The sequence below is a fragment of the Sphingomonas sp. genome, assembly GCF_036402235.1.
Lineage (GTDB): Bacteria > Pseudomonadota > Alphaproteobacteria > Sphingomonadales > Sphingomonadaceae > Sphingomonas.
On sequence record NZ_DASWTG010000076.1, the window covers coordinates 1 to 26,250 of the forward strand.

20 protein-coding genes and 1 tRNA gene are annotated in these 26,250 nt (G+C 68.3%); 12 read left to right on the top strand and 9 right to left on the bottom strand.

Features of this window, described 5'->3' with window-relative positions; all coding sequences use genetic code 11:
* Together VGD28_RS15485 and rpsU are read right to left on the bottom strand one after the other, a co-directional pair.
* Window positions 1-323, bottom strand: a 323-nt coding sequence (locus tag VGD28_RS15485; RefSeq protein ID WP_331029253.1) for an FKBP-type peptidyl-prolyl cis-trans isomerase, incomplete at its 3' end; no start/stop codon positions are given.
* A gap of 51 nt (window positions 324-374) precedes the next feature.
* Complete coding sequence (rpsU, locus tag VGD28_RS15490; RefSeq protein WP_119533862.1) at window positions 375-581, bottom strand: 30S ribosomal protein S21; 207 nt, start codon at window positions 579-581, stop codon at window positions 375-377.
* 220 nt (window positions 582-801) lie between these two features.
* Between rpsU and VGD28_RS15495 the strand changes: the two genes are divergently transcribed.
* The 9 genes from VGD28_RS15495 (at window position 802) to VGD28_RS15535 (ending at window position 8,268) form a co-directional block, all read left to right on the top strand.
* Window positions 802-972 carry a hypothetical protein gene (locus tag VGD28_RS15495; RefSeq protein WP_331029254.1) on the top strand — a complete coding sequence of 57 codons (171 nt, stop codon included), beginning with the start codon at window positions 802-804 and terminating at the stop codon, window positions 970-972.
* A gap of 2 nt (window positions 973-974) precedes the next feature.
* Entirely contained in the window at window positions 975-1,208 is a 234-nt protein-coding gene (locus VGD28_RS15500) for a winged helix-turn-helix domain-containing protein (protein ID WP_331029255.1), read from the top strand.
* A gap of 2 nt (window positions 1,209-1,210) precedes the next feature.
* Window positions 1,211-1,606: a hypothetical protein gene (locus tag VGD28_RS15505; RefSeq protein ID WP_331029256.1), complete on the top strand. Its 396-nt coding sequence runs from the start codon at window positions 1,211-1,213 to the stop codon at window positions 1,604-1,606.
* Window positions 1,607-1,718: 112 nt separating this feature from the next.
* The gene (locus tag VGD28_RS15510) at window positions 1,719-2,618 is read left to right on the top strand and encodes an intradiol ring-cleavage dioxygenase (RefSeq protein WP_331029257.1); all 900 of its coding nucleotides are present in this window, start codon (window positions 1,719-1,721) and stop codon (window positions 2,616-2,618) included.
* 99 nt (window positions 2,619-2,717) lie between these two features.
* Window positions 2,718-4,202 (top strand): S41 family peptidase, encoded by a 1,485-nt coding sequence (locus VGD28_RS15515; protein WP_331029258.1) that lies wholly within the window; start codon window positions 2,718-2,720, stop codon window positions 4,200-4,202.
* A gap of 171 nt (window positions 4,203-4,373) precedes the next feature.
* The gene (locus tag VGD28_RS15520) at window positions 4,374-5,666 is read left to right on the top strand and encodes an MFS transporter (protein ID WP_331029259.1); all 1,293 of its coding nucleotides are present in this window, start codon (window positions 4,374-4,376) and stop codon (window positions 5,664-5,666) included.
* Between the two features lie 4 nt (window positions 5,667-5,670).
* The gene (locus VGD28_RS15525; RefSeq protein WP_331029260.1) at window positions 5,671-6,309 is read left to right on the top strand and encodes a PIG-L family deacetylase; all 639 of its coding nucleotides are present in this window, start codon (window positions 5,671-5,673) and stop codon (window positions 6,307-6,309) included.
* Between the two features lie 80 nt (window positions 6,310-6,389).
* Entirely contained in the window at window positions 6,390-8,144 is a 1,755-nt protein-coding gene (recJ, locus tag VGD28_RS15530; RefSeq protein WP_331029261.1) for a single-stranded-DNA-specific exonuclease RecJ, read from the top strand.
* 49 nt (window positions 8,145-8,193) lie between these two features.
* Window positions 8,194-8,268: transfer RNA gene (locus VGD28_RS15535), tRNA-Glu, on the top strand.
* 96 nt (window positions 8,269-8,364) lie between these two features.
* Here VGD28_RS15535 and VGD28_RS15540 read toward each other — a convergent pair.
* From VGD28_RS15540 to VGD28_RS15555, 4 genes are all read right to left on the bottom strand, one after another.
* Entirely contained in the window at window positions 8,365-9,399 is a 1,035-nt protein-coding gene (locus VGD28_RS15540; RefSeq protein WP_331029262.1) for a histone deacetylase family protein, read from the bottom strand.
* Window positions 9,400-9,413: 14 nt separating this feature from the next.
* Window positions 9,414-9,596 (bottom strand): amidohydrolase family protein, encoded by a 183-nt coding sequence (locus tag VGD28_RS18695; RefSeq protein ID WP_414714511.1) that lies wholly within the window; start codon window positions 9,594-9,596, stop codon window positions 9,414-9,416.
* The gene (locus VGD28_RS15550; RefSeq protein ID WP_331029264.1) at window positions 9,593-10,552 is read right to left on the bottom strand and encodes a hypothetical protein; all 960 of its coding nucleotides are present in this window, start codon (window positions 10,550-10,552) and stop codon (window positions 9,593-9,595) included. Before VGD28_RS15550 ends, VGD28_RS18695 begins: the two co-directional genes overlap by 4 nt.
* Before the next feature lie 119 nt (window positions 10,553-10,671).
* Entirely contained in the window at window positions 10,672-14,730 is a 4,059-nt protein-coding gene (locus tag VGD28_RS15555; RefSeq protein WP_331029265.1) for a glycosyl hydrolase, read from the bottom strand.
* Window positions 14,731-14,940: 210 nt separating this feature from the next.
* Between VGD28_RS15555 and hppD the strand changes: the two genes are divergently transcribed.
* From hppD to VGD28_RS15570, 3 genes are all read left to right on the top strand, one after another.
* Window positions 14,941-15,978: a 4-hydroxyphenylpyruvate dioxygenase gene (hppD, locus tag VGD28_RS15560; protein WP_331029266.1), complete on the top strand. Its 1,038-nt coding sequence runs from the start codon at window positions 14,941-14,943 to the stop codon at window positions 15,976-15,978.
* Window positions 15,979-16,209: 231 nt separating this feature from the next.
* Window positions 16,210-17,487, top strand: a complete 1,278-nt coding sequence (gene hmgA, locus VGD28_RS15565; protein ID WP_331029267.1) for a homogentisate 1,2-dioxygenase — start codon at window positions 16,210-16,212, stop codon at window positions 17,485-17,487.
* A complete protein-coding gene (locus tag VGD28_RS15570) occupies window positions 17,454-17,840 on the top strand; it encodes a Rieske (2Fe-2S) protein (protein WP_414714512.1) in 387 nt (128 codons plus the stop codon). Before hmgA ends, VGD28_RS15570 begins: the two co-directional genes overlap by 34 nt.
* A gap of 7 nt (window positions 17,841-17,847) precedes the next feature.
* Here VGD28_RS15570 and VGD28_RS15575 read toward each other — a convergent pair whose 3' ends face one another.
* The 3 genes from VGD28_RS15575 to VGD28_RS15585 all read right to left on the bottom strand — a co-directional run bounded on the left by VGD28_RS15575 (window position 17,848) and on the right by VGD28_RS15585 (window position 26,134).
* Complete coding sequence (locus VGD28_RS15575; protein ID WP_331029268.1) at window positions 17,848-19,359, bottom strand: NAD(P)/FAD-dependent oxidoreductase; 1,512 nt, start codon at window positions 19,357-19,359, stop codon at window positions 17,848-17,850.
* 425 nt (window positions 19,360-19,784) lie between these two features.
* Window positions 19,785-23,996 carry a translocation/assembly module TamB domain-containing protein gene (locus VGD28_RS15580; RefSeq protein WP_331029269.1) on the bottom strand — a complete coding sequence of 1,404 codons (4,212 nt, stop codon included), beginning with the start codon at window positions 23,994-23,996 and terminating at the stop codon, window positions 19,785-19,787.
* A complete protein-coding gene (locus tag VGD28_RS15585; RefSeq protein WP_331029270.1) occupies window positions 23,996-26,134 on the bottom strand; it encodes an autotransporter assembly complex protein TamA in 2,139 nt (712 codons plus the stop codon). Before VGD28_RS15585 ends, VGD28_RS15580 begins: the two co-directional genes overlap by 1 nt.
* Between the last annotated feature and the right edge of the window lie 116 nt (window positions 26,135-26,250).

The window sequence follows — 26,250 nt, forward strand, 5'->3', positions numbered from 1 at the left end:
CCGCCCTGCTGCATCTGGACCAGCGCCTGGCGGAAGCCCGGGACGACCTGCATCACCAGGAAGGGAGCAGGCCCGCGGCCGTCGGTCGAATCGAACACCGTTCCGTCCTCGGTCCGGCCGGTATATTCGATGATCACCCCGTCGAGCTCGGTGATCAGCGCGCCGGTGCCCGGAGTGACGGTCTCGACGCTGACCGTCTTGAACTGACCGGCGCCCAACCAGGCGACCGCGAAGGCGATCGCGACCAGCGCGGCAATGGCCAGCCACAATTTGGGCAGCGTGCCCTTGGCGACGGGACGAAGCGGGACTTGGGAAACCGACATGCCGACCCTCGCGTAACTGGCTAGGGATAATATTAGGAGCCGCTGGGGCGCTTAGCGGGCGCCCTCACGCTCCATCCGCTTGCGCTCCAGCTTGCGGGCGCGGCGGATCGCGGCGGCACGCTCACGGGCGCGCTTTTCCGACGGCTTCTCGTAATGACGGCGGAGCTTCATCTCGCGATAGACGCCCTCACGCTGCAGCTTCTTCTTGAGCGCCCGCAGCGCCTGGTCGACGTTATTGTCGCGAACGATGATTTGCATAAAGCCGTTCAACTCCGAATCATATTCAATAGAAATGGGTTCGCCGAGGCACGCAACCCCGGGCGTCAGGACGCGGCCCCTAGCAGGCGGGACCCGCAAACACAAGGCGAAGCTGCCAGCGAGCCCCCGGCACCGTGGCGCGAATGTCACAGCGCCCGCACATTACACCAGATTGCAGCGCTGCAACGCTGGAGATACGCTTTGCCGCCATTCCCGCCCCATGCAGACGGCAACCGCATTGGATCTTCAGACCCGCATCCTGATCGTCGACGACGACCCCGGCATTCGCGAGCTGATGGCGGCGTTCCTTTCCGGGCACGGCTTTCTGGTCGATTCGGCGGCGGACAGCACGGCGATGCGGCGCCCCTCGCCGAGGGCGACTATGCGCTGATCGTGCTCGACGTGATGATGCCGGGCGAGGACGGCCTCTCAATCCTGCGCACACTCGATCCCGTGGATCGCCCGGCGGTGATCCTGCTGTCGGCGATCGGCGAGGATGTCGACCGCGCCATCGATGTGCAGATGAGCCGGCTGCGCAAGAAGATGGCGCGTCCTGGCGCCGATGAGCTGATTCGCACGATCCGCAACGAGGGCTATTTGTTCAACGCCGAAGTGGGCGGGCGCTGACCATGCCCCTCCGGCGGATGTCGATCGCGGTGCCGATCTTTCTGCTCGCCATCCTCTCCGTGACGCTCGCCGTGCTGGTGATGTTCGCGGTGACCTTCCGCGGGCGGCCGCCGCAGGGCGCACCGGTGCCGCTGGCGGTGATCGCGCGCGGCGTGGAGGGGCAGCCGCTCCCGCAGACCGGACGCCCGCTCGAATGCGCGAGCAGCCGCACGAACCTGTTCCGCCGCCGCAAGACCGCGAGGTCACGGCCGGTCGCGCCGCGCTCGCCGCGGCGTTACGCGCCGATCCGCGCGAAGTCCGGCTATGTGCCGAGCATGCGCAACCCTTGCGCGGGGAGATTCGAGGGAACTTTGTCGCCGCGCGGCGCCTGCCACAAGGCTGGCGCATCGTCCGGGTGACGTTGCCCGCCGCCTGAAACACGCTGCAACATGCACGCGACATAGCGAAATCCCGCCGTGACGCGGCGATCGGAACCTGTCCATCGAGGGTAACAAGAAGGGACGGTTTCCGATGGTCGATCACGAAGCGCAGGAGCATGATCTGGGCCTGGCGCATGATCTGAAGGCGATGGCCGCGCTGGCGACCCGCCGCCGCGCGCTGCGCTGGTTCGCGGGCGCGGGCACGGCGGCGATGGTGACCGGGTGCGACAGCGGCAGCACGAGCGGGACAGTCGCCACACCGACTCCCACCCCTACCGCCACGGCGACGCCGACCCCCAGCCCCACATCGACGCCGACCCCGACGCCGAGCGGCACGTGCGTCGCCGATCCGACCGAGACCAACGGCCCTTATCCCGCGGACGGGACCAACACGTCGAGCGGCCCCACGTCGAACGTGCTGACGTCGAGCGGCGTGGTGCGCAGCGACATCCGCTCGAGCTTCGTCGGATCGACCACCACCGTGACCGGCGTGCAGATGACGATCACGCTGACGCTGGTGAACGTGAACAGTTCATGCGCGCCGCTGGCGGGCTATGCCATCTACATCTGGCACTGCAACGCGACGGGCCAGTACTCGCTCTACGACGTGCCTGCCGAGAGCTGGCTGCGCGGGTTGGGCGTCACCGACGCCAACGGCCAGGTGACGTTCACCACGATCTTCCCGGGCTGCTATGCGGGGCGCTGGCCGCATATCCATTTCGAGGTGTTCTCGAGCCTTGCCAACGCCACGGGCGGGCGGTTCGCGCGGCTGATCGGCCAGCTCGCCATGCCATCCGCCGTGTGCAGCACCGTCTACAACGGATCGAGCACCTATTCGTCCAGCGTGTGCAATCTGAGCGGCGTCTCGATCGCGTCGGACAATGTGTTCGGCGACAACAGCGCCGCCCAGATCGCGCAGCAGACCCCGGCGATGAGCGGCAGCGTGAGCGCGGGCTATGCCGCCACCGCGACGATCGGGCTGGCGATCTAGGTTCCTCCGGCACGGTGCGCCGGGACCGCGTAAGCCGCTGTCCCGGCGCGAATCTTTCCGCATGACGAGCCGCAGCGACTGCGATAAGCTGCTGTTATCATGCGTCAAACCGTCACTATGCGCCGCTTCGCGGCAGCCACGGCAATCCTGGCCCTGCTCTCCGGATGTGGCGGAGGCGGGGGCGGCTCCGGATCGGTCGGCGGCGGCGGCACGGCGGTCACGCCCACGCCCACCCCCAGCCCGTCGAGCACCTGTTCGCTGCGCTCCCGGCAGGATTGGGTCGCCGCGCAGATGACCGAATGGTATCTGTTCCCCGATACGCTGCCGACCGGACTCAACCCTGCAGCCTATGCGACGGTGCAGGATTATATCGACGCGCTGACCGCGACCGCGCGGGCCCAGCGCAAGGACCGCTATTTCACCTACATCACCTCGATCGCCGAGGAGAACGCCTATTACAATTCGGGGTCGAGCGCCGGCTATGGCTTCCGCCTCGCGCTCGACGCATCGAACCGGCTGCTGATCACCGAGGCGTTCGAGGGCGCCCCGGCGCTGACCGCGGGAATCGATCGCGGCACCGAGATCCTGGCGATCGGCACCAGCACGTCGAACCTGCGCACCGTCGCCTCGATCCTGGCGAGCGAGGGAGTCGCCGGCCTCAACAACGCACTTGGGGTTTCCGCGGTGGGCACGACCCGCACCTTCCAGGTCCGCGATGCGGCGGGGACGCGCAACGTCTCCGTCGCGATGGCCGATTTCGCCCTGACGCCGGTCTCGTCGCGCTACGGCGCCAAGGTGATCGACGATGGCGGGCGCAAGGTCGGCTACATCAACCTGCGCACCTTCATCAACACCGCCGAGACGCCGCTGCGCAACGCCTTCGCCAATTTCCGCGCGCAGGGGATCACCGAGGTGATCATCGACCTGCGCTACAATGGCGGCGGGCTGGTCTCGATCGCCGACCTCGTCAACAACCTGCTCGGCGCGGACAAGACGGCCTCGACCGTCGCCAATTACGTGACCTTCCGCCCGTCCAAGGCGTCGAACAACGAGACCACCTATTTCGCTCCGCAGCCGCAGTCGATCACGCCGACCCGCGTGGCGTTCATCGGCACCAGCGGATCCGCCTCGGCGAGCGAGCTGGTGATGAACACCTTCATCCCCTATCTCGGCAACCGTTCGGCGCTGGTCGGCACCAATACCTATGGCAAGCCGGTGGGCCAGATCGCGATCGATCGGGCCGCGTGCGACGACCGGCTGCGCGTGATCGCCTTCGCGCTGGAGAATGCCAACCATCACGGCGCCTATTATGACGGGCTTGCCGGCTTCATGGGCGCGACCTGCCGCGCGAGCGACGATATCAGCCGGCCGCTGGGCGACCCCGCCGAAGCCTCGACCCGCGCCGCGCTCGACTTCCTTGCCGGGCGCGCCTGCACGCCGATCACAGCGACAGCAGCGGCGCCGGTGAGCAGCACCGGGCTTGCCCCGCAGGCCGATCGCGTGCGGCTCGAAGGGCGCCCGATGGAGTTGCTCATGCCCGACAGGCCGACCACCCCGCAGCGCGAGGTGCCGGGCTTGTTCTAGCCGCCTCGCCCAGCTTCTTTTCGTCACCCCGGCCCCTTCGAGCCTGCAAGGCAGGCGCTCAGGACAGGCTTGTGCCGGGGTCCAGGCGGAGGCAAGCTGAAGCACAAGGGCTCAAGGTCGATCAACCGGGAGCCGGGACCCGGGCACAAGGCCGGGGTGACGGGGAAACGGATGACAGCCGGAAGCGACACATTGCACACCCGCCAGCGGCTCAAATCGATCCTCGGCGGATCGGCGGGCAATCTGGTCGAATGGTATGACTGGTACGCCTATGCCGCCTTCACCCTCTATTTTGCACCGCATTTCTTTCCTAAGGGCGATCAGACCACGCAGCTGCTGAACACCGCCGCAGTGTTCGCGGTCGGCTTCCTGATGCGCCCGATCGGCGGGTGGCTGATGGGGGTCTATGCCGACCGATATGGCCGCAAGGCGGGGCTGACGCTCTCGGTCTCGCTGATGTGCGCCGGGTCGCTGCTGATCGCGGTGACGCCGGGATATGAGAGGATCGGCTGGGTGGCGCCGGCTTGCCTTGTGTTCGCGCGGCTGATCCAGGGGCTGTCGATCGGCGGCGAATATGGCGCGAGCGCGACCTATCTGTCGGAGATGGCGGGGAAGAAGAACCGCGGCTTCTTCTCGAGCTTCCAGTACGTCACGCTGATCTCGGGCCAGCTCATCGCATTGGGCGTGCTGCTGTTGCTCCAGGCGTCGATGAGCGAGGCGGCGCTGGAGAGCTGGGGGTGGCGAATCCCCTTTTTCATCGGCGGCGCGCTGGCGGTGATCGTCTTCTGGCTGCGGCGCGGGCTTTCCGAGACGCAAAGCTTCCACAACGCCAAGGCGGAGGGACGCAGGACGGGCGCGCTGGCGCTATTGAAAGAGCATCCAGGCGAGTTCCTGCTGGTGATGGCGCTCACCGCCGGGGGCACGCTCGCCTTCTATGCCTATTCGATCTACCTGCAGAAGTTCCTGGTCAACACATCGGGCTTCGACCGCGAGACCGCGTCGGAGATCAACGCCGCGGCGCTGTTCGTGTTCATGTGCATCCAGCCGCTCGCCGGCGCGCTCTCCGACCGGATCGGGCGCAAGCCGCTGATGGTCGGCTTCGGGGTGCTGGGCGTGCTGTGTACCTATCCCATCTTCACCGCGCTGGAGCAGGTGACGAGCGCATGGGCGGCGTTCGCGCTGATGCTGGGCGCGCTGATGATCGTCACCGGCTACACCTCGATCAACGCGGTGGTGAAGGCCGAGCTGTTCCCGGCGCATATCCGCACGCTGGGCGTCGCCCTGCCGTATGCGCTCGCCAACGCGATCTTCGGCGGAACGGCGGAATATGTCGCCCTGTGGTTCAAGGATCAGGGGATGGAGCGCGGCTTCTACTGGTATGTGACGGGAATGATCGGCATATCGCTCGTCGTCTATCTGCGCATGCGCGACACGCGGACGCACAGCAAGATCCTGGAGGATTGATGGCGTGAGGCCGCATCTCGGCCATCTCCGCGGAGCCCTCATCGTCGCGCCGCATCCCGACGACGAGCTGATCGGCGCAGCGGGGCTGATCGCCCACCTCCTGCGCCGGGGAACCTCGGTGCATGTCGCCGTGGCGACGGACGGTGCGGCGTCGCACCCGAACAGCCGCAAATGGCCACGCCGACGGCTGATCGCCGCGCGCCAGATGGAAACGCGCCGGGCGCTGCATCGGCTGGGGGTGATGCCCGGTTCGATCCATTTCCTGGGCCTGCCCGATGGCCGGACAACCGTTGACGATTGCCGCCGCGCCCTCGTCCGGGAGATCCGCCGCCTGCCCCGGCTCGATCTGATCGTCGGCCCGACGCGCGACGATGCGCATCCCGATCACCGGGCGGTAGCGATCGCGCTTGAGACGACCGCCAGGCATGCGCGTCTGCTCGGCTACCGGGTCTGGCCGCCGCAACCGATTCGGCGTGGCCACCTCTCCACCCTGCCGGTCGCTTCTGCGGCAAAACGATCACTGATCCGGCTTCATCACACCCAGCTCGGCCATATCCGGGACGATCCCGAAGGATTCCAGATCATGCCGCGCGAGCTGGACGCATTTTCGCGGCCGCTGGAACGCTATGTGTGGCTGCGATGATCGCTGAATCGAGACGCGAATCGACGCGCAGCCGGCGGCGAACGATTCCCCTTACCGGCGATCCGCGCTAAGCCCCCGGGATGACTCCCGTGCTCAACGTCCACAGCTCGATCCTCGGCCAGCCCTGGCGCTGGCGCGGGCTGGCGGCGGATGCGCGCGATCCGGGCTTCGCCCCAGATGATCTGGTGACTCAACTCCTGCTCACCCGCGGCTGCGCGCGCGAGGAGCTGGAGGCGCATCGCGCGCCGAGCATCCGCGCCTTCATGCCCGATCCGTCGATCTTCCGCGACATGGACAAGGCGGCGGAGCGGCTCGCCGATGCGGTCCAGCGCGGCGAGGCGGTGACGATCTTCGGCGACTATGACGTCGATGGCGCGACCTCGGCGGCGCTGCTGATCCGACTGCTGCGCGATCTGGGATTGGCCCCTCGCGCATACATCCCCGACCGGCTGATGGAGGGATATGGCCCCTCGGGCGAAGCGCTGGTGCGGTTGAAGCGCGAGGGGGCGGACCTGATCGTCACCGTCGATTGCGGCGCGATGGCATTCGATGCGCTGGCGGAAGCGCGGGAAGCCGGTGCCGAGGTGATCGTGGTCGATCATCACAAATGCGCGTCCGAGCTGCCGGTCGCGCTGGCGCTGGTCAATCCCAACCGGCTGGATGAGGAGGAAGGGCGCAACCACGGGCATCTCGCCGCGGTCGGGGTCGCCTGGCTGCTCGGCGCGGCGCTGGTGCGCGTGCTGCGCATGCGCGGCTTCTTCGCCAACCGGCCCGAGCCCAAGCTGCTCGACCTGCTCGACATCGTGGCATTGGGCACCGTCGCAGACGTCGCCGCGCTCAAGGGACTTAACCGTGCGTTCGTGGCGCAGGGCCTCAAGGTGATGGCGCAGCGCCGCAACATCGGCATGAACGCGCTGATCGAGGCGAGCCGGCTGACGCGGGCACCGACCGCGACCGATCTCGGCTTTGCGCTGGGGCCGCGGATCAATGCGGGCGGGCGCGTCGGCAAGTCCGACCTCGGCGTACGGCTGCTCACCACCGAGGACGCCGACGAGGCACGCGGGATCGCCGAGGAGCTGAACCGCCTCAACGAAGAGCGCCGCGCGATCGAGGCCGAGGTGCAGCAGTCCGCCGAGGCGATGGACGCCGAAGGCGCGGTGGCGGTGGTCGCCGCGCGCGGCTGGCACCCGGGCGTGATCGGCATCGTCGCGGGGCGGCTCAAGGAAAAGCTCGGCCGGCCGGCCATCGTGATCGCGATCGGCGAGGACGGGATCGGCAAGGGATCGGGGCGCTCGATCGCGGGAGTCGATCTCGGCGCGGCGATCCTCGCGGCGAAGGAAGCCGGGCTGCTGATCGCGGGCGGCGGCCATGCGATGGCGGCGGGGGTCACCGTCGCCGAGGCGCGGGTCGCGGACTTCGCCGCCTTCCTCGAAGTGAGGCTCGCCGAAACCGTCCAGCGCGCCGCGGGGGAGCGCGCGCTGTTGCTCGATGCGGTGCTCGCGCCCGGCGGGGTCAATCCGGATCTCGTCAACGCGATGGAGGCCGGCGGCCCCTATGGCATGGGCTGGCCCTCCCCCCGCGTCGCCGCCGGCCCCGTGCGCATCATCAAATGCGACGTGGTCGGCAACGGCCATGTGAGAGCGATCGTCGCGGGCGAGGACGGGCGCAGCATCAAGTGCGTCGCCTTCCGTTCCGCCGACACACCGCTCGGCCTTGCGCTGCTCGGCGCACCGCGCGACCGCAGGCTGTGGATCGCCGGGCGGGCGAAGATCGACGACTGGGGTGCAAGGCCCGCAGCGGAAATCCACATCGAGGACGCCGCCTGGGCCGATTGAGCGCTTGACCCGGCGCGCCGCTTTGCCTAGTTCGCGCCCTCGCCTTCATGGCCCCTTCGTCTAGCGGTTAGGACGCGGCCCTTTCACGGCTGAAACACGGGTTCGATTCCCGTAGGGGTCACCACCCGCAGAAGTACGCCGTTTCTGGCACTTCGCGGGCGGCGGTTTTACCCGTAGCCTGCAATAGCGTATCGGCGATGCCCTGCGGCCGCTCGTTTGCCTAACCGCCCTCATAGCCGGTGAGGAAGCTCACGATGTTCGCGCCGAGCGCGTCGAGCGCGTAGCCGCCTTCGAAGACGAGCAGCGCCGGCAGGCCGGTCGCGGCGATGCGCCGGCCGAGACGCGCGAAATCGGGCGTGGCGAGGCGGAAACCGGATAGCGGGTCGCCGTCGAACGTATCGACGCCGAGCGATACGACCAGCGCATCCGGCCGCAACGAGGCGACCGCGCGGAGCGCGGCCTCCAGCGTTTCCTCATAGACCTCCCACCCGATCCCGCGCGGCAGCGGCAAATTGTAGTTGCACCCTTCGCCGGCGCCCGCTCCGGTTTCGTCGGCATAGCCCAGGAAATAGGGGAAATCGCTCGATGGATCGGCGTGGATCGAGACGTAGCTCACGTCCGCACGGTCGTAGAAGATCGCCTGGGTGCCGTTGCCGTGGTGATAATCGACATCGAGGATTGCCACCCGCGCCGCGCCATTGTCGCGCAGATACTGCGCGGCGATCGCCGCATTGTTGACGAAGCAGTAGCCGCCGTAGAAATCCGCCCCCGCGTGATGCCCCGGCGGGCGGCACAGGCTGAATGCGGCGCGCTCCTTCCCTTCGAGCACGGCACGGGCACCGGTGAGCGCGACATTGGCCGAGGCGCGTGCGTTCACCCAGCTTCCCGGCGTGATCGGGGTCGAGATGTCGAAGGAATAATAGGAGAGGCGGCCGTCGAGCGAGGCGGGAACCCGATCGGACCGGAAGCTGCGGATCGGCGAGGCGAGCGGGATGGCATCGCCGGGACGGCCCAGCGCCACCCATTCGGCATGGGCGCCTTCGAGGAAGGAAAGATAGGCGCGGTCGTGCACGCGCGCGATCGGCGCAAGCCCGAAATCGTCGGGGGCATCGACCGGGCCAAGGCCGGCTTGCCGCACCGCCTCGATCACGTTCAGCACGCGGACCGGTGCCTCATAGGGCTGGCCGATCACGCCGCGGTTGATCTCGCCCTGCGGATCATGAAGTACTTGCGCTTCGGAATAGATGGTCTTCACGCCGATCGCCCTCTCTACTCCGCCATATAGGCGTCCTTGCCGCCAACCACCGTCCGCAGCACCTTCGCCATCGCGATCGTCCGCGGATCGATGGCGAAGATGTCCTGCAAGAGGATCACGCAATCGGCGAGCTGCCCGGCCCTGATAGGGCCCAGCTTCGTGTCCTGGAAGCCTGCATGCCCTGATCGCAGCCTCAAATGGTCCGGGTTCGCCGGCGCGGTCGAAGCCTATAGCCTTCCATTTCATCCCGGAAGCGCGCCTGGGCAGCCAACCGGACCGGTGCGTTGCGTGCGCCGAAGCCAGTATAGTTCGAGCGCTCGACAATCTCGAAGAAGAAGCGGCGGTCCAGCGCTCGGCTGTAGAGCTGAAGGTAGCGCCCGCCCTGTGCGTTGCCGTCCAGCAGGACCTGCCGCTTGCTCCAATGGAACTCGTCGAGCTCGACCGACATCGCAACATGATCGATTTCGGTCAGGCCGATACCCGGTGACGCCGGCTCATCATCCGCGAAGTCCCGCTGCCAAAGGTCACCCACGTCGGGCGGAAGAAGATAGATCAGCGTACCGCCGACGCCACGCAGCGCCGGTACATCAAGCCCCTCTTCACCAACCGCGGCGTTGAATCGCGGGATGCGCAGGGCGTCGGCGCGTGCCAGCGCGGCGTCGACATCGACCGTGCGCAGGCCGAGCGCGCAGATCGACGGACCGTGCAGCAGATTGAAGGCGTGGGCGAAGCCGCGCTCTTCCAGGTTCACGACCAGGTTGATTGCCCCCTGATTCCAGCGGTCGACCTTGCGACTGACATGCCGGGCGGTGCGCGCGAAACCATAGTCGCGCAGCATCCGTTCCAACCGTACGCCGTCAGCGGCACTCGCCGCGAACTCAACGAATTCGATGCCCAGGCCCTGCGTGGCAGCAGGAAGCGGTTGGGGTTTGGCGGCTGCACCGGCAGCCGCATCGTGCAGCGCGACGAGCGAGCGCATGCCGTGGGTCGCAACCATCTCGGCCGAGGTCGCGCGGAAGAGGTCATTGAAGATCTCGAGCGACAGAGGCCCGCTACAGCCGAGGCGCAGCAGCTCAGCGACATAGTCGGTAACGGGCAGATCGCCCTGACCCGGCATCGACCGGAAATGACGGCTCCAGAACAGCAGACCCATGGTCGTTGACCAAGGGCAATTTCGACCTGTTCCTCGGCATGTCGAGCGAGATTCAGGGCAAGGGCGTGCTTACGGCGCTGCTCAACTGAGCGCCGCCCCGCAAGCGATCCCGGTCGGGGTCACTGCGGCAGGGGCATTTTCAGCGCGCTGCGCAGAAGGACCGGGCCGAGCAGCCCGGATTCGAGCAGCGGCGAATCCCTGTCATAATGCTTCCAGGTGCTGAAGGTGACGCGCCCGCCCGGCGGCTTGGGATTCCCCGCGCGATACCAGTCCGGCAGCCTGTCGATCCCGCCCGTCGCGCTGAACGCGGTGACCGAATAAGCATTCTCCTGCGGCAGCTGCTCGTCGCCGATCAGCCGGTTGGGCCACAGGTTGGTGACCGCGACATCGAGCCGGTTGGCCCCAGCCTGAACGGCATCGGTGACGTCGATCAGGAAGGGTGGTTTCCATAGCGTAGCAAGCTGGCGGCCGTTGACGCGAACGCCGGCAATCACCTCGACCCGCCCCAGATCGAGCCAGAGCCGCCGGCCCTCGCCCAGTGCCCCGCGGGGGACGGTGAAGCTGGTCGCGTAGCTGGCGGTGCCGGAGAAATGGCGCACCCCCGCATCGGCATGGCGATGAAGCGATTGCAGCCGGTCGAGCGTCACACGAGCCGGTGCGCCGAGACCCTCGGGAAAGCTGACCTGCCAGGGTTTTGCCAGCGCGGCGGGCGGTGCGATCCCGGATGCATCGATCGTGCGATCCCCGACCACGTAGCGGCCATTCTCCCAAAGGAGCAGCCCTGCCTCGGGTCCGGAGGCAAGCGTGAAGGCGGGCGGCGCCGGGGGGGCGGGCAGGGGCAGCGCGGCCAGCCGCGCGATCTCCCCGGCCGGCAGGGCGCGCGATTCGAGCCTCAGTGCAGCACTGTCCCCTTCGAAGAAGCGCGGCCGCGCGACGCTGTGGTCGAGGGCCGCGTGGACTGTCGCATCCGAGCGCGTGCCGCTTCCGATCGGTCTGCCGTTCAGGAACAGCGTGGGCGTGCCCCGGTCATAGACCAGCGCCAGGTGCGTCCAGCCCGCGATGGCCACTGGCAGCGCGAGCACGGCCGGATAGGCGTCGCCGCGATTCTCATAGAGGATCAGGCCGTTGCGCCCCGCCGACAGCGCAGCCATGGCGTGCCCCGCGCCGAACAGGGCGTCGCCCGGCGGCGGATCGAGCAAGAAACTGGCACCCGAGATGCCGAGCCGCTCCGCGCTTCCCCCGCGCGCGAACGCTGCGGCACGGGCGGCGGCAACGGCCGGACTCCGGTCCGCCGAAGCGATCTCGGGCGAGATCGGCCACAGATCCGTTTCGGGCTTGATCCACCCGGTCAGGGTGAAGCTCCCCGTTACCGGGCTGGCGGCGACACGCGGGGTCGACGGCCGCTCGCCATGCCTGCCGATCGCAGGCAACCCGGCTCTTGCAGGCGCGCGGAACACGACGAAGCACGAGCCCGCCGGATCGAGCCGCAACGGCATCCGCGCCCAGCCCTCGCCCGGTTCATAGTCCGGTGCCGCGACGGTCTCGCCGGTCTCCGCGTTCCAGATCTCGGGCCGCTTGCCCGCGACGCGAAAGGTGCAGGTGAATTCCTCGCTGCGCCGTCTGCCATTGGCAACGAAATAGATGTCCGCGTCGCCATCGCGCCGGTGGATCCAGCGAATCGCGGCACCGGGTGCCGCGTCCGAAATCTCGAAATCAGGCTGCGCGCCCGCGGCATCCAGCACCTCGCGCAGCGAACGGCCGCGTATCACCCGCCCCTCGCCGAAATCGCGCTCGCGCCGTGTCTCGCCGTCCAGATCGCCCCATAGCTCCTGCGCCATGGCTTGCACCGCGGCATCGCTTTCCGGATAGCCCGCCAGCCCGTGCGACTGGCGGGGCGGCGCGCCGACCAGCCACATGCCCTGCGCCACCATCGCGCGCAGCCGTTCCATCAGCGCGCGCGTGATGCGCTGATCCTCGGGCAGCACGAGCACGCGGTAGCTGATCCCGTCGGGCAGCACGATGCGGCCATCGACAATGCGCGCGCGCTTCAGCAGGACTTCGGCGTCGCACACATCATAGTCATGCCCCTGCGGCACATCGAGCGGCAGCCTCGGCCGCGCGCCGGACAGCGTCGCGGCGACCGGCTCCTCGACATGCACGGCGACCTGGACGGGCGAGCTTTCGCCGGTGAAGAACAGGATGTCTGCGACGAAATTGCCGCACTTCAGCATATGCTGGCAGCGCGCGGCATAGGTGAGCCACGGGCCGGCCGCCTCGAACCAGGTGTTGGTGCGATCGAAATGGAAGCCCCATGGCCCCATCGTCATGCCGGGCTTCGCGTCGGGATGCGGCTGCTGCGCGTAGCGGTGGAAGATGAAGTGGTTGAGGCCGAGCGCGTACATCTCGTCCCCCAGCGCCTTCATCGCATAGGGATGCTCGAGCCAGCGCGACTGCGCCGGGCGGCCGGTGAAGCTCTCCGCGCCGATGAAGTTCTTGCCGTGGACGTGCGCGACCGCGGCGGCGAGCTTGACCGAATAGGCGGCCGCCCCGCCGCGCACCCAGAACTCGCCCATCAGCCGGTCCATCTTGGCGCCGGCCTGCATGTCGTCGAACGGGCCGTTGCCATAGGGCTCGGTGTAGGAGACGAGGCCGTCGCGCTGGCACAGCTCGTGGAAGCGGTCGAAATAATGCTCCTCCATCAGCAGCGCGAGGACGCGGCGGAAATCCCACAGGAAGCGCTCCGTGATCTCGGGCGAGCCGACGATGCGCCCCGTGAGCGCGGGCATGTAGCGGGTGATGGGATAGCCGCGCCGCTTCTCGAACTCGGCGGGGAAGCCCGCGGTCCAGTTCTGCTGCCCGGTCTCGTAACTGTCGACCAGCGCACCGGCGAGGCCGCGCTTGCCGAGCTTACGCATCACGTCGCGCACCTGGCCGAAGTATTTCTCGAAATGGAAGTCGAGCGCGGTGCGGCTGAACTTATCGCACTCCAGGCCGATGCCGGTGTCGGATGCGGCCACATTCTTTGCGCCGGTCGCGGTATGGCCGAAGCGCAGCACCGTCCAGTCGCCTGGCGGCGGGGTCCAGCGCAGCCGGCCGCCTGCATCGATGAAACCGCTCAGGTCGATCACTCGCCCCGGATCGATCGCATCGCCCGCGGCGGCCACGCCCGGCTCCTCGCCGCGATTGGCCACGCGGCCCCAACCGGCCTTGGCGCCGATATCGGCGGTGCGCGCGGTGGCGGAGAGACGGATCTCGGTCACGCGCAGCGCCGCGGGGAGCGTCAACCGGAAGTAGCGGGCGCGCACCTCGCCGAAGCTCGCGCCGAGCGGCGGGATGGTGCGTAGCCGCCAGAAGGGCACCGCCAGATCGGCGAGCTTGCGGAAGTTCCTGCCATCGTCGGAGACTTCCAGCACCGCGAAGGTACGCGGCTCGAAGTTCGGGATGTCGTCGCCCGGAACGGCCTGCACGGTGACCGAACGCGCGGTGACCGGAGCCTCGAACGCGAAGGTCAGCGCGCCATCCGCACCCGCGGTCAGATCGACGCCGGTCGCGGCATCGCCATCGGTGATCAGCCGCGATTCGACCGTCTTGCCGCCGGTGGAGGCACGCACGATCTGGCCTTGCGCTGCGTCGGTGGCGCCCGCGGGAATCGCCACCGCCAGCGCGTCGCGATAATGGCCCAGCCGCACCAGCGGCTGCGGCAGCTGCACGTCCACCGCGGTGCCGCCCTCCACCGCTGCCTCGCTCCACACCAGCTGCTGCATGCCGAGCTCCGGCGTGATCCACGGTCCGCCGCTCGACGACCAGCCGGGGCAATTGTGCAGCGTGAAGGAAATGCCGAGCCGGTCGCATTCGGACACGGCATGGCGCACCAGCTTCACCCAGAGCGGACTGAGCACCGCCGCCGGCCCTTGCGGGATGCCGACGCCGACATCGAACATCTGCACCCCGCCCACGCCGACGCGCGCCATCGCCTCGAGATCGCGGGTGATGCCGTCGGCGGTGACATTGCCGTTCATCCAGTGCCACCAGGTATGCGGGCGCGAGTCGGGCGGCGGATCGCGGAAGCTGGCATCCATCGACCCGGGCTTGACCGCTTTTGCGCCGGACGGCAGCCCGAACGAAACCGTCAGCGCGCCGGCTGCGGCACCCGCGACGAAGGCCCGGCGATCCAGCATCTCGCACTCTCCCAATCTATAATCGACGTCTGCGCGTCCTATAAGTGATATGATATTATTGAATGAAAGCTGCAAGACAGGTTACCACTGCGCGATCAGTGCGCCTGCAAAGGCCGGATGGCCCGAAAGCCGGACGAGGCGATTTGGTATCAATTGACACCAATTTCGGCGAGCTCTAGATTTCGCACAACCTTTCGGAGCGCTGGACTCATGACCGACCCTGCCAATCCTCTCGGCCTCAATGGCTTCGAGTTCGTCGAATTCACCTCGCCCGATCCCGCGGCGATGGCAGCGCAGTTCGAGCAGCTCGGCTTCGTCGCGAGCCACCGCCACCCGACCAAGAACATCACCCGCTACAAGCAGGGACGCATCAACCTGATGCTCAACCGCGACGAGGGCGGCCGCGTCGCCGAGTTCCGCGCAGCGCACGGCCCTTCGGCCAGCGCGATGGCATTCCGCGTCGCCGATCCCGAAGCGGCGATGAAATGGGCGCTGGAGCACGGCGCCGAGCGCACTGCGGAGGACGATACGGTCATCCTGGGCATCGGCGGCTCCTACCTCTATTTCATCAAGGACGGCCACGATCTCTATGCCGACTGGGCCGAGATCCCCGGCTGGCGGGAAGCCGAGGCCGCCAACAATGTCGGGCTCGACCTGCTCGACCACCTCACCCACAATGTCCGCCGCGGCCAGATGCGGGTGTGGAGCGAGTTCTACAAGACGCTGTTCGGGTTCGAGGAGCAGAAGTATTTCGACATCAAGGGCCAGGCGACCGGGCTGTTCAGCCAGGCGATGATCGCGCCCGACAAGGCGATCCGCATTCCGCTCAACGAGAGCCAGGACGACAAGAGCCAGATCGAGGAGTTCATCCGCGAATATAAGGGCGAGGGCATCCAGCATCTCGCGCTGACCACGCCCGACATCTACGATACGGTCGAGCGGCTGCGGGCGCGCGGCGTCAAGCTGCAGGACACGATCGAGACCTATTACGAGCTGGTCGACAAGCGCGTCCCCGGCCATGGCGAGGACCTCGAACGGCTGCGCAAGAACCGCATCCTGATCGACGGCAATATCGGCGACGAGGGCATCCTGCTGCAGATCTTCACCGAGAACATGTTCGGGCCGATCTTCTTCGAGATCATCCAGCGCAAGGGCAATGAAGGCTTCGGCAACGGCAATTTCCAGGCACTGTTCGAGAGCATCGAGCTCGACCAGATCCGCCGCGGCGTGATCAAGGTCGACGCATAGTCGTCGCCCCAGCGAAACCTGGGGCCTCACGCGGCAAGCGCCGCGCGCGAGGATGGAGATCCCAGCTTTCGCTGGGATGACGATTGGGTTGGAGAGGAGAGCCGGGAACAACCCGGCCGCCAATTCCTTCCAAAGGGGGAAGGAATGGATGCGGGAGCGGACCAAGCACCGCTCCCGCATCCAACTTTTCCGACAACTTCTCCGGACCGCGAAGAAGGTTTAGGAAACGGCATGCCCGATTATTTCCCCGGCTTCGGCAACCATGTCTCGACCGAGGCGGTCGCGGGCGCACTGCCGGTCGGCCGCAACTCGCCGCAGCGGCCCCCTTTCGGCCTCTATGCCGAGCAGCTCTCCGGCACCGCCTTCACCGCACCGCGCCACGAGAACCGCCGCTCCTGGCTCTATCGCATGCGGCCGAGCGCCGAGCATCCGCCCTATGTGCGCTATGAGGGGGCATTGCGCTTTGTGGCGGCCGCGCCCGATGCGCCCCTGCCCCCCAACCGGCTGCGCTGGGACCCGATCGCGACGCCCGCCGCGGGCACCGACCTGATCGACGGCCTGACCACGGTGCTGGTCAACCGCCCTCCCGCCGATCTCGAGGGCGTCGCGGTGCATGTCTATGTCGCGAACCGGGACATGGACACGCGCGTGTTCGTCGATGCCGATGGCGAGCTGCTGTTCGTGCCTCAGGCCGGGCGGCTGACGCTGCTCACCGAGCTTGGGCGGATCGATATCGCCCCGGGGCAGATCGCGCTGGTGCCGCGCGGCGTGAAGTTCCGCGCGTTGCTGCCCGATGGCGAGGCGCGGGGCTATGTCGCCGAGAATCACGGCGCGCTGTTCCGCCTGCCCGATCTTGGCCCGATCGGCGCCAACGGCCTTGCCAACCCGCGCGACTTCGAGACGCCGGCGGCGTGGTATGAGGATCGCGACGGGCCGTTCGAGATCGTGCAGAAGTCGCTCGGTCACCTCTGGACGACGACGCTCGATCATTCGCCGCTCGACGTGGTCGCCTGGCACGGCAATCTCGCGCCATGGCGCTACGATCTCGCCCGGTTCAACACGATGAACACGGTGAGCTTCGACCATCCCGATCCGTCGATCTTCACCGTGCTGACCTCGCCCAGCGACGTGCCGGGTCGCGCCAATGCCGACTTCGTGATCTTCCCGCCGCGCTGGATGGTGGCCGAGGACACGTTCCGCCCGCCCTGGTTCCACCGCAACGTGATGTCCGAGGCGATGGGGCTGATCCACGGCGCGTACGACGCCAAGGCCGACGGCTTCGCGCCGGGCGGTCTGTCGCTCCACAACCTCATGGCCGGGCACGGGCCGGACGTCGCGAGCTGGGAAGGCGCGAGCAACGCCCAGCTCAAGCCGCACAAGATCGACGGGACGATGGCATTCATGGTCGAGACCTGCTGGCCCTATCGCCCGACGCAGTTCGCGCTCGACACCGCGCAGCCGGATTACGACGCGGCATGGGCCGGGTTCCCGAAGGCGAAGCTGCCCTGAGCGAGCGGCTCACCGCCACGCCGTCCGGCGTTCGCCTTGGTCCGCTCGATCTCATCGCCGACGGCGCCGCGCGCAACTTCGTGCTCGAGATGAAGGCGGGGCGGTTCCATGGCTTTGCGGTACGGCGGGGTGATATGGTCACCGGCTTCGTCGATCGTTGTCCGCATATGGGGCTGCCGCTGGCGCAGCAGCTTGACGCGTATCTCACCAACGACGGCGCGCTGATCCAGTGTAGCTGGCATGGCGCGTTGTTCCGGATCGGCGACGGCAGCTGTGTCGGCGGGCCTTGCGCCGGAGCGGCGCTCACGCCCTGGCCGCTTGAGGTGCGCGACGGGACGATCTTCACGGCCTGATCGCACCTCAAGCCGCTCGCCTGCCTCCCGAGACCCCAGCTTTCGCTGGGGTGACGGAATCCTGCTTCGGCTCGGGGTTGGAGAATTCCATGCCCTCGTCGATCCCGCCCCAGCGCAGCGCGAGCAGGTCGAGCGCATAGTTCTGGTGGACGCGCCACGGCTTGCGATTCCCCTGGCGCGGGAACTTGTCCATGCCCCGCTGCACATAGCCCGAGGTGAAGGTGAGGAACGGCTCGGGCTGCACCTCGCCGGCGATGCGCGGCGTCACCTGCCGCATGCCGCGCTTCTTCATCGCGTTGAGCAGGCGACAGACATAGGCGGCGGTCAGATCGGATTTCAGCGTCCAGCTGGCATTGGTATAGCCGAAGCTGGAGGCGAGGTTCGGGATGTCCGAATACATCATGGCCTTGTAGCCCAATGACTTCGCCGGATCGGCGCGCACGCCATCCACCGTGAAGGGGATGCCGCTCATCAGCTGCATGTCGAGCCCGGTGGCGGTGACGATCACGTCGGCGGGGAGCAGATCGCCCGACTTGAGGCGGATGCCGTCTTCCTCGAATGCCTCGATCCGGTCGGTGACGACCGACGCGCTGCCCTCACGGATCGAGGCGAACAGATCGGCGTCGGGAACCAGGCAGATGCGCTGGTCCCACGGATTGTAGCGCGGCGTGAAATGGGTCGCGACGTCGTAATCCTCACCCAGCTCGTCGCGGACCATCTGGATCAGCCGCGCCTTGGTCTTCTCGGGCTTCCTGCGCGCGAGGCGGTAGAAGAACTGGCCGAGCGAGATGTTCTTGAGCCGGGTCAGCCGGTAGGCGAGCCGTCCGGGCAGCCGGCGCCGCAGCCAGTTGGCGATGCCGTCCTCCGAGGGCCGCGCGACGATGTAGGTGGGCGAGCGCTGGAGCATCGTCACATGCGCCGCGGTCTTCGCCATCTCCGGCACCAGCGTCACCGCGGTCGCGCCCGATCCGATCACCACCACGCGCTTGCCGGCATAGTCGAGATCCTGCGGCCAGTGCTGCGGATGGACGATGTCGCCCTTGAACCGCTCGCGCCCGGCGAACTCGGGAAGGTAGCCCGCAGCGTAGTTGTAATAGCCCGAGCACATGAAGAGGAAGTTGCAGGTGAATTCGAGCGGTTCCTTGCCCGGCCCGCGCTCGACGCTGACGGTCCAGCGCGCGTCGGCCGTGGACCAGCTCGCCGCGGTCACGTGGTGCTGGTGCCGGATGTGCCGGTCGATGCCGTAGTCGCGCGCGGTCTCGTCGAGATAGCGCAGGATCGAGGGGCCGTCGGCGATCGCCTTGGCCTCGGTCCAGGGGCGAAAGCTGTAGCCGAGCGTGTACATGTCGCTGTCGGAGCGGATGCCCGGATAGCGGAACAGGTCCCAGGTCCCGCCGATCCGCTCGCGCCCCTCGAGGATCACATAGCTGCGGTCCGGGCAGTCGCGCTGCAGGAAATAGCCCGCGCCGATCCCGGAAATGCCGGCGCCCACCACCACCACGTCGAAATGCTCAGTCATTCGCCTCTCCGGAGCAGATACTTACATTTGTGTAAGTTAAGTGCAATGCCGTTCCGACCCGTGGGCAGGGAGTGCCGCCGGCATTACTGAACGCAATCGTACATTTAATTGACAAAATTGACTCGAGACGCATGTTTTCGTCTGGGATTGACACGCATCATGCGCGGAAGGCTGACCGGCAACGGCGTGAACAGGCGCATGACTCCGCATAGCGGAATGTCACGATGTAGGAAAATTCCACCATCCTGTGCCTGCGCGAACCGTCATTCCGGCCCTGTGCCGGCGGCTAGACACTCCTCCCCTTCAGGGGAGGTGGCATCGCGAAGCGGTGACGGCGGAATTTTGCCGAGCTGAAATCGGCCGTCTGCGCGGCCGCCCCTCCACCGCTTTCGGCGGTCCCCCTCCCCTGCGATGCAGGGGAGGACTTAGTAGTCCTTCGAATATTTGAGGCCAGCGCGCGAGCCGCCGAACGATCCGGTCTGCGAGAGCAGGCTCAATGCGCGGGTCAGCGCGATCTCGAGCTGCACCGCGGTGTAGCCGCGAGCGTCGGTGATGATCTCGACATAGATGTCGTCGGTCAGATACTGGCCCGCGGCGAGCGCCATGCCGCGGCCGGTGGTGTCGTCCTCGCCCAGGATGCGCAGCCGGTCGATCCCCGCCGCCGAGCGCAGCTGGCCGAGCGGATTGAGGCCGCCCGAGGCGCGCAGCGAGTTGAGCGCGGCGGCGAGCTGGATCGCCTCGGTCGCGGAGAGGTTGGTCACCGAGCTGCCGAACAGCAGGCGCGAGAGCACCTCATCCTGCGGCAGCGACGGCGTCGAGGTGAAGGCGATGCGCGGCTGCTGCCCGGTGCCGGTGATGTTGATGATCGCCGTCACCCCCTCGGCCGTGGTGTTGGCCGAGATGTTGATGCTGGGATCGGTGAGCGGACCGCCCTCGAAATTGATCTGGCCGCGGGTCAGCTCGAAGCGGCGGCTGGCGAAGCTGTAGGTGCCGCGCACCACCTTCGCCTCGCCCGTCACCACCGGCGCCGCGGAGGTGCCGGTGACCTGCATCCGCGCGCTCCATTCGGATTCGAGGCCCATGCCGTTCACGAACAGGCGGTTGTCCGCAACCACCGCGACGTTGAGGCGGAAGATGCCGGACGGCGCGCGCCGCACCGGGCGCTTGCCTTCGGCGTCGAGCTCGCTCTTGCGATAGACGCCGGTCAGCTCGGGCACCTCGGCGGCGCCCTGACGGATGATCTGGTAGCGCGCGTCGGGGATGATGATCCGCCCCTCGATCAGCCCGCCGTCGAGGCCGTTGGTGATGTGCAGCTGCCCGGTCGCGGTCGCGCCGAGCGCGTCGCTGCGCGCCAGCCGCGCATTGCGGAAGCGCGCGGTGATGTCGATCGGGAAGCCCTGCTCGGCCGACAGCCCGACCGTCCCGGTCGCGATCACGCGCCCGTTGCCGGCGACGGCGTTCATCTCCGTGATGTCGAGCGAATCGCTGTCGAAGCGGCCCTCGATCTTCATCTGGGTGAGCCGCGTGCCCCAGGTCTCGTTCTCATAGGTCAGGTTGGCGGCGCGGAGCTGGCCGGCGAGCTGCGGCGCGCGCAACTGGCCCGAGAAATCGGCCGCGATCGAGATCGGCCCGGCGACCGACTGGTTGGTGAAGCCGGCGAGCGAGAACAGCACCGCCGACGGCCCGTTATAGCGGATGCCGCCCGCCAGCGGCGCCGCCCACAGCCGCTCGCTCCAGCTGCCGCCCGGCCCGAGCGGCTGGAGCGTCGCGACCATCCGGCCGATCGTCGTCTGGCCGCGCTTGATCACCGCGCGCGCGTCGCCGCCCTCGGGAAGCAACCGCCCGACGAACGCGATGTCCACCGGCGTGGACACGCCCGCCAGGCTCGACCGGTTGAACCCGGCAATGTTGAGCCGCGTGATCGCGTTGGGGAAGCTGCCGTCGCCGGCCTGGCGGAAATCGATCGAGCCGGTGGCGCTGCCGCCGATCCCGAGCCCGGGCGAGAAGGCATTGGCGATCGACAGGTCGAGCTTGTCGAGCCGCGCCTGCAGCGCCAGCCCCTCGCCCCAATTGCCCGCGATCCGCGCGCTGCCGCGATCGAAGTCGATCTGAGTCGGCGCGAGCCGGTAGCCGGCGTCGCTCACCAGGATCCGCGCGGCCTGCGGCGTGCGGAAACCGATATTGTTCGCGCGCCCCGACACCGCGACGCGCCACAGATCCGGCGCGAAGCGGGCGTTGATGCCGACGCGGAACGGCACGCCCGACGATCCCTGCGCCATCGCCTGCGCGGTGCCGCTTCCGCCGCGATAGTCAATCTTCGCCCGCGCGCGCGCCAGCACGAACTCGCCGCGCCGCAGGTTGGCGACCTGCGCCTCGCCGGTGATCGCGGGTGCATCGTCATAGAGCACGGCGGTCGCGTTGACGACGGCGCGGCCGATGGTGAATTCGAGGTCGCCGGGGATCTGCGCGTTGAGCGCGGTCGCGCGCACCACCGCCTGCTGATATCTGCCCTGCGCCGACAGGTCGACATTGCCGTTGATGCCCGATCCGGCAAAGGCGAGCGCGCCCGCGAACGGCCCCGCCGCGGTCTGGGTCAGCTTGCCGGTGATGTCGGTTCCCGCGAAGCGCGCCTTGCGCACGTCCACCGTCATCGCCCGGCCGGTGCGCACCAGCACGTCGGCGGTGAACGGGCCGTAGCTGGTTCCGCCGGTGGCGGTGACGGCCCAGGCATCGCCCTGCCCGCGGATCCGTGCCTGCAGATCCGCCAGCCCGACGCCCAGCCCCGGCCGCGGCGCGCGCAGATTGACCACCGGCGCGTAGAGCGTGCCCGTCACCCGCGCGAACAGCGGGCCATAATCGTTCGACAAGGCATCGGCATTGAGCAGCAGCGGCCCGGCCGGGTCGTAGCGGCCCGATCCGCGCACGACCTTGAGCTTGGGCGCGGCGAGCCGCAAATTGGAGAAGTTGATGATCCCGCTGGGGTCGAGCCCGACATTGACGCTCATCACCGCATTGCCGCCGAGGAAATCGCGCACCCCGGCGTTGAACAGCCGCGTGCTGCGCCCGGCGATCCGCCCCTTGATCCCCCAGCCGCCGCCCGGCGCGGCATAGAGATCGGCATCGGTGGTGAGGTTGACGATGCCGATGCCGTCGATCGTATAGTCGTTGACCCGCCCCTTGAGCGCGCCGGCATAGCGGCCGGTGCTGACGTTCGCGGCGATGATCGCGGTCGCGTCGATCCGGTCCGAGCGGATGCGCAGATTCTCCGACAGGATCTGCGGCCCGGTGATCGCGAGGTCGCCCGCCAGCGTCACGTTGGTGAGCAGGCCGCCCGCCGCGGCATTGAGGCCCGAGACGCGCCTTGCCCGCGCCCGTACGGGGACGAGGATGCGATCGGCATTCACCGTCGCCAGCCCCTCGGCATAGAGGCCCTCGACCACCGTCTCGCCGAAGCCCAGCGCCGCCGCCTGCAGCTTGTAATCGACCGTCGGCGTGGCGAAGGGGCCGTTGAGCGCCACCGCGCCGACCACCGAGCGGCCGTTGAGGTTGGGAGCGATCGCGCCGGGGGTGAGCAGTGCGGCCTCGATCCGGAACTGGTCGAACGCGTTCCGGCCGAGATCGATCGTGCCGGTCGTGTTCAGCGCCATCGCGCTGGATCGCAGCCGCAGCCGCGTGTCGGCGCGGCGCTGATCCAGCGTCGCGTCGAGCGCGACCTGCAGGTTGGGCGCGGTCAGCCGCTCGACCGGCCCCTTGAGGATCAGCCCCGGCCGGGTAGTGCCGCGAACCTGGAAATTGCCCTTGCGCGCGGCGATGCGCAGATCGGCCAGCGCCGCGCCGCCGAGCGTGCCGGTGGCACGGCCCTGCCAGCGCTCCCAGCTTCCGCGGCCATCGAGCCGGGCCGCGAGCGGCGCCTTGAGGCCCGCCAGCCCCGCGACCAGCCCGCCAACCGGCGCATTGAGATCGGCGCGCATGTCGAGCTTGTTGGCGTCGGGCACCGCGTCGAGCACCAGCGCCAGCCGGTCGCCGCCCCCGCGCCCGAGCGTGCGGCCATTGGCGATCACGCGCGCGCGGCGGTCGGCGATCGCCGCCTCGCCCGTGAGGGTCGCGACATGGCGCCTGCCCGCGACCGGCGGCTCCAGCACCAGCCGGTCGATCGACAGCCGCCCGATATCGATGTCAAGATCGGGGAGATAGGGCGCATTCGGGTCGCCGGGCTTGAGCTCGGGCAGCCGCCGCACCGTGACCAGCGGGCTGGTCGCCGAGCGGATGTCGATATGGTTGCGCAGATAGGCGAAGGGCCGCCAGTCGACCGCGATCGCCGGGGAGGTCGCGAACACGCCCTTGGGATCGCTCACCCGCACGTCGCGCAGCACCATCGCGCCGTAGATCGATCCCTCGATCCGCCCGACCTTGACGTTGAGGCCGCTCGCGGTGCTGAACTTGCCGATCTGGTCGGCGACGAAGCGCTTGCCGGGGCTGGTGTTGAGCCCGAAGATCGCGAGCGCCAGCAGCAGCGCCAGCCCCGCGAGCGCGATCAGCATCCATTTGGCGATCCGCTGCCACAGCGGCGCGCGGACGACGACCGTTTCGGTGGTGTCGGCGGTCTCGACCGTTTCGGGCGCCCCCTGCTCCGCCATCAGAACGCCTGCCCGATCGAGATGTAGAGCGCGATCTTCGATTCGCCCGGCTTGCGGTTGATCGGCGTGGCGACGTCGAGCCGCAGCGGGCCGAAATTGGTGTACATGCGCCCGCCGATGCCGAAGCCGAAGCGCATGTCGGTGAGCCTGGGCAGGCCCCCTTCATAGACCTGGCCCGCATCGACGAACGGCACGATGCCGAAATCGCCGAAGCGGTAGCGCGCCTCGATCGCGAACTCGTTGAAGCTGCGGCCGCCGATCGGCTTGCCGTCGGGCGCGCGCGGGCCGAGCTCCTGATAGCCGAAGCCGCGCACCGATCCGCCGCCGCCGGCATAATAGCGCCGCGACGGGGCGAGATCGTTGCGCGCGATGCCCTGGATCGTCCCGAAGCGCGCGCGGCCGGCGAGCACGATGCTGTCGGTGACGGGGAAGTATCCGGTGCCCTCGACCATCATGCGGGCATAGGGCCGTGCCGCGCCGCGCACCGAGGTCTCGGGGCTGAGATTGGCCTTCACGCGATAGCCGCGGGTCGGGTTGAGCAGATCGTCGGACTGGTCCCAGCCCGCGAACAGCGGCAGCGCGGCGATGAAATAGGCGCCGCGGCGGCGCTCGCCGCGCGCGAAATCGTAGCGGTCCTCGCTCGTGCCGATCAGCTCGACGCCGTAGCTGTAGGTCAGCGGCTTCTGCCAGATCGGGGTCGAATCGTAGGAGACGCGCGCGCCGAGCGTCCCGGTGAGGCTGGTGAACGCCTCGACGTCCGAGCGCAGCGCCGAGGCGAAGAGCTGGAAGGTGCGGTCGCGCCGCCCTGCGTTCGAGCGGCGGAAGGTGGCCGAGGCGCCCTGCTCCTGCGTGCCGGCGACGCCGGTCAGGATCAGCGCGCCTTCGGGCGGGAAGAGGTTGCGGTGCGTCCAGCTCACCTCCGCGCGCAGCCCCTGGCCGGTCGAATAGCCGAGCTCGCCCGCCAGCGTGCGCGGCGGGCCGGCGGTCTGCTTGACCAGCAGATCGACATATTCGGTGCCCTCGCCCGCAGGCGCGCCGGTCTTCACCGGCTCGACCGAGACGGTCGAGAACAGGCTGGTCGCGACCAGCGCGTCGCGCAGGTCGTCGACCTTGCGGCTGTCATAGAGGTCGTCGCGGTCGAAGCGCGTCAGCACCTCGATATGCCTGGTGTCGAAGACCGCCTTGCCCTCGGTGGTGATCGCGCGGAAGCGCGCGCGCGGGCCGATCTTCACGGGCAGCAGATAGTCGCCGGTATGGGTCTCCTCGTCGAGCAGGATGTCGCGCTGGCCCACCTCGGCGAAGGGATAGCCGTTCTGCGGCAGCGCGAGGCTCACCGCCGCCTCGGCGGCCTGCACGCGCACCGCGTCGATCCGCTCGCCGGTCTCGAGCTTGAAATTGTCGGCGATCAGGCTGGGCGGAACGGTGGGATCGGCTTCGATCCTGATCGTGCCGAAGGTGTAGAGCGGGCCGGGCACCGCGGCGATCGTCGCGGTCACCGGGCGCGTGCCGCCGGGGGTCTGCTCGACCGTCGCCACCGCGGTCGCGTCATAATAGCCGAGCGACTTCATCAGCCGCACCGCCAGCGCCTCGTCCTCGCGCGCGCGCGCGCCGATGATCGCGGCGTTGGCGGCGACGCCGTCGCCGTCCTCGAGCGCGGAGAGCTCCTCGAACTGATCGTCGAGGCTCAGCTCGTCGAGCCCGGTCACGCGGGTCACGTAGCGGATCTCGACCCCCGCCTCGTCATTCACGGGCATCGCCTCGGCGATCGGGGTGGTATCGAAATCGCTGAGCGGCGGCAGCGGCGCGGCCAGCTCGGTCTCGTTCTGCCCCTCGCCGAGCGGGGCATCGACGTCGAGCGGGTCCATCGCGTCGGCGGGCGCATCGGCCGGGGGCGCCGCCGGATCGGCGGGCGCCATCGGCTCGAGCGGCGCATTCATATCGTCGCTGAGCGGCGGGAGGGACTTGTCGAACTCCTCGTCGGAGACGATCGGCTTGTCATCGGCGGGAGGCGCGGTGCGCTCCTGCACCGAGCGGGGCGCGGGCTTGGGATCGTCGGCCGGCGCGCTCTGCCCGGGCTTGCCCGCAGTGCTGCCGATCTGGGCGCTGCCAGCCACCGGCGCCAAGGCGCTGCTCGCCAATAGCAGGATCCCCAGTCCGACGCCCGAAATTGCCCTGTCCTCCCAATGGGATCGTTCGATCCTCACCCACTCGCTAACCCAACGAGCGAGCCTGTGGAAGGTTCAAGCGCCGGACC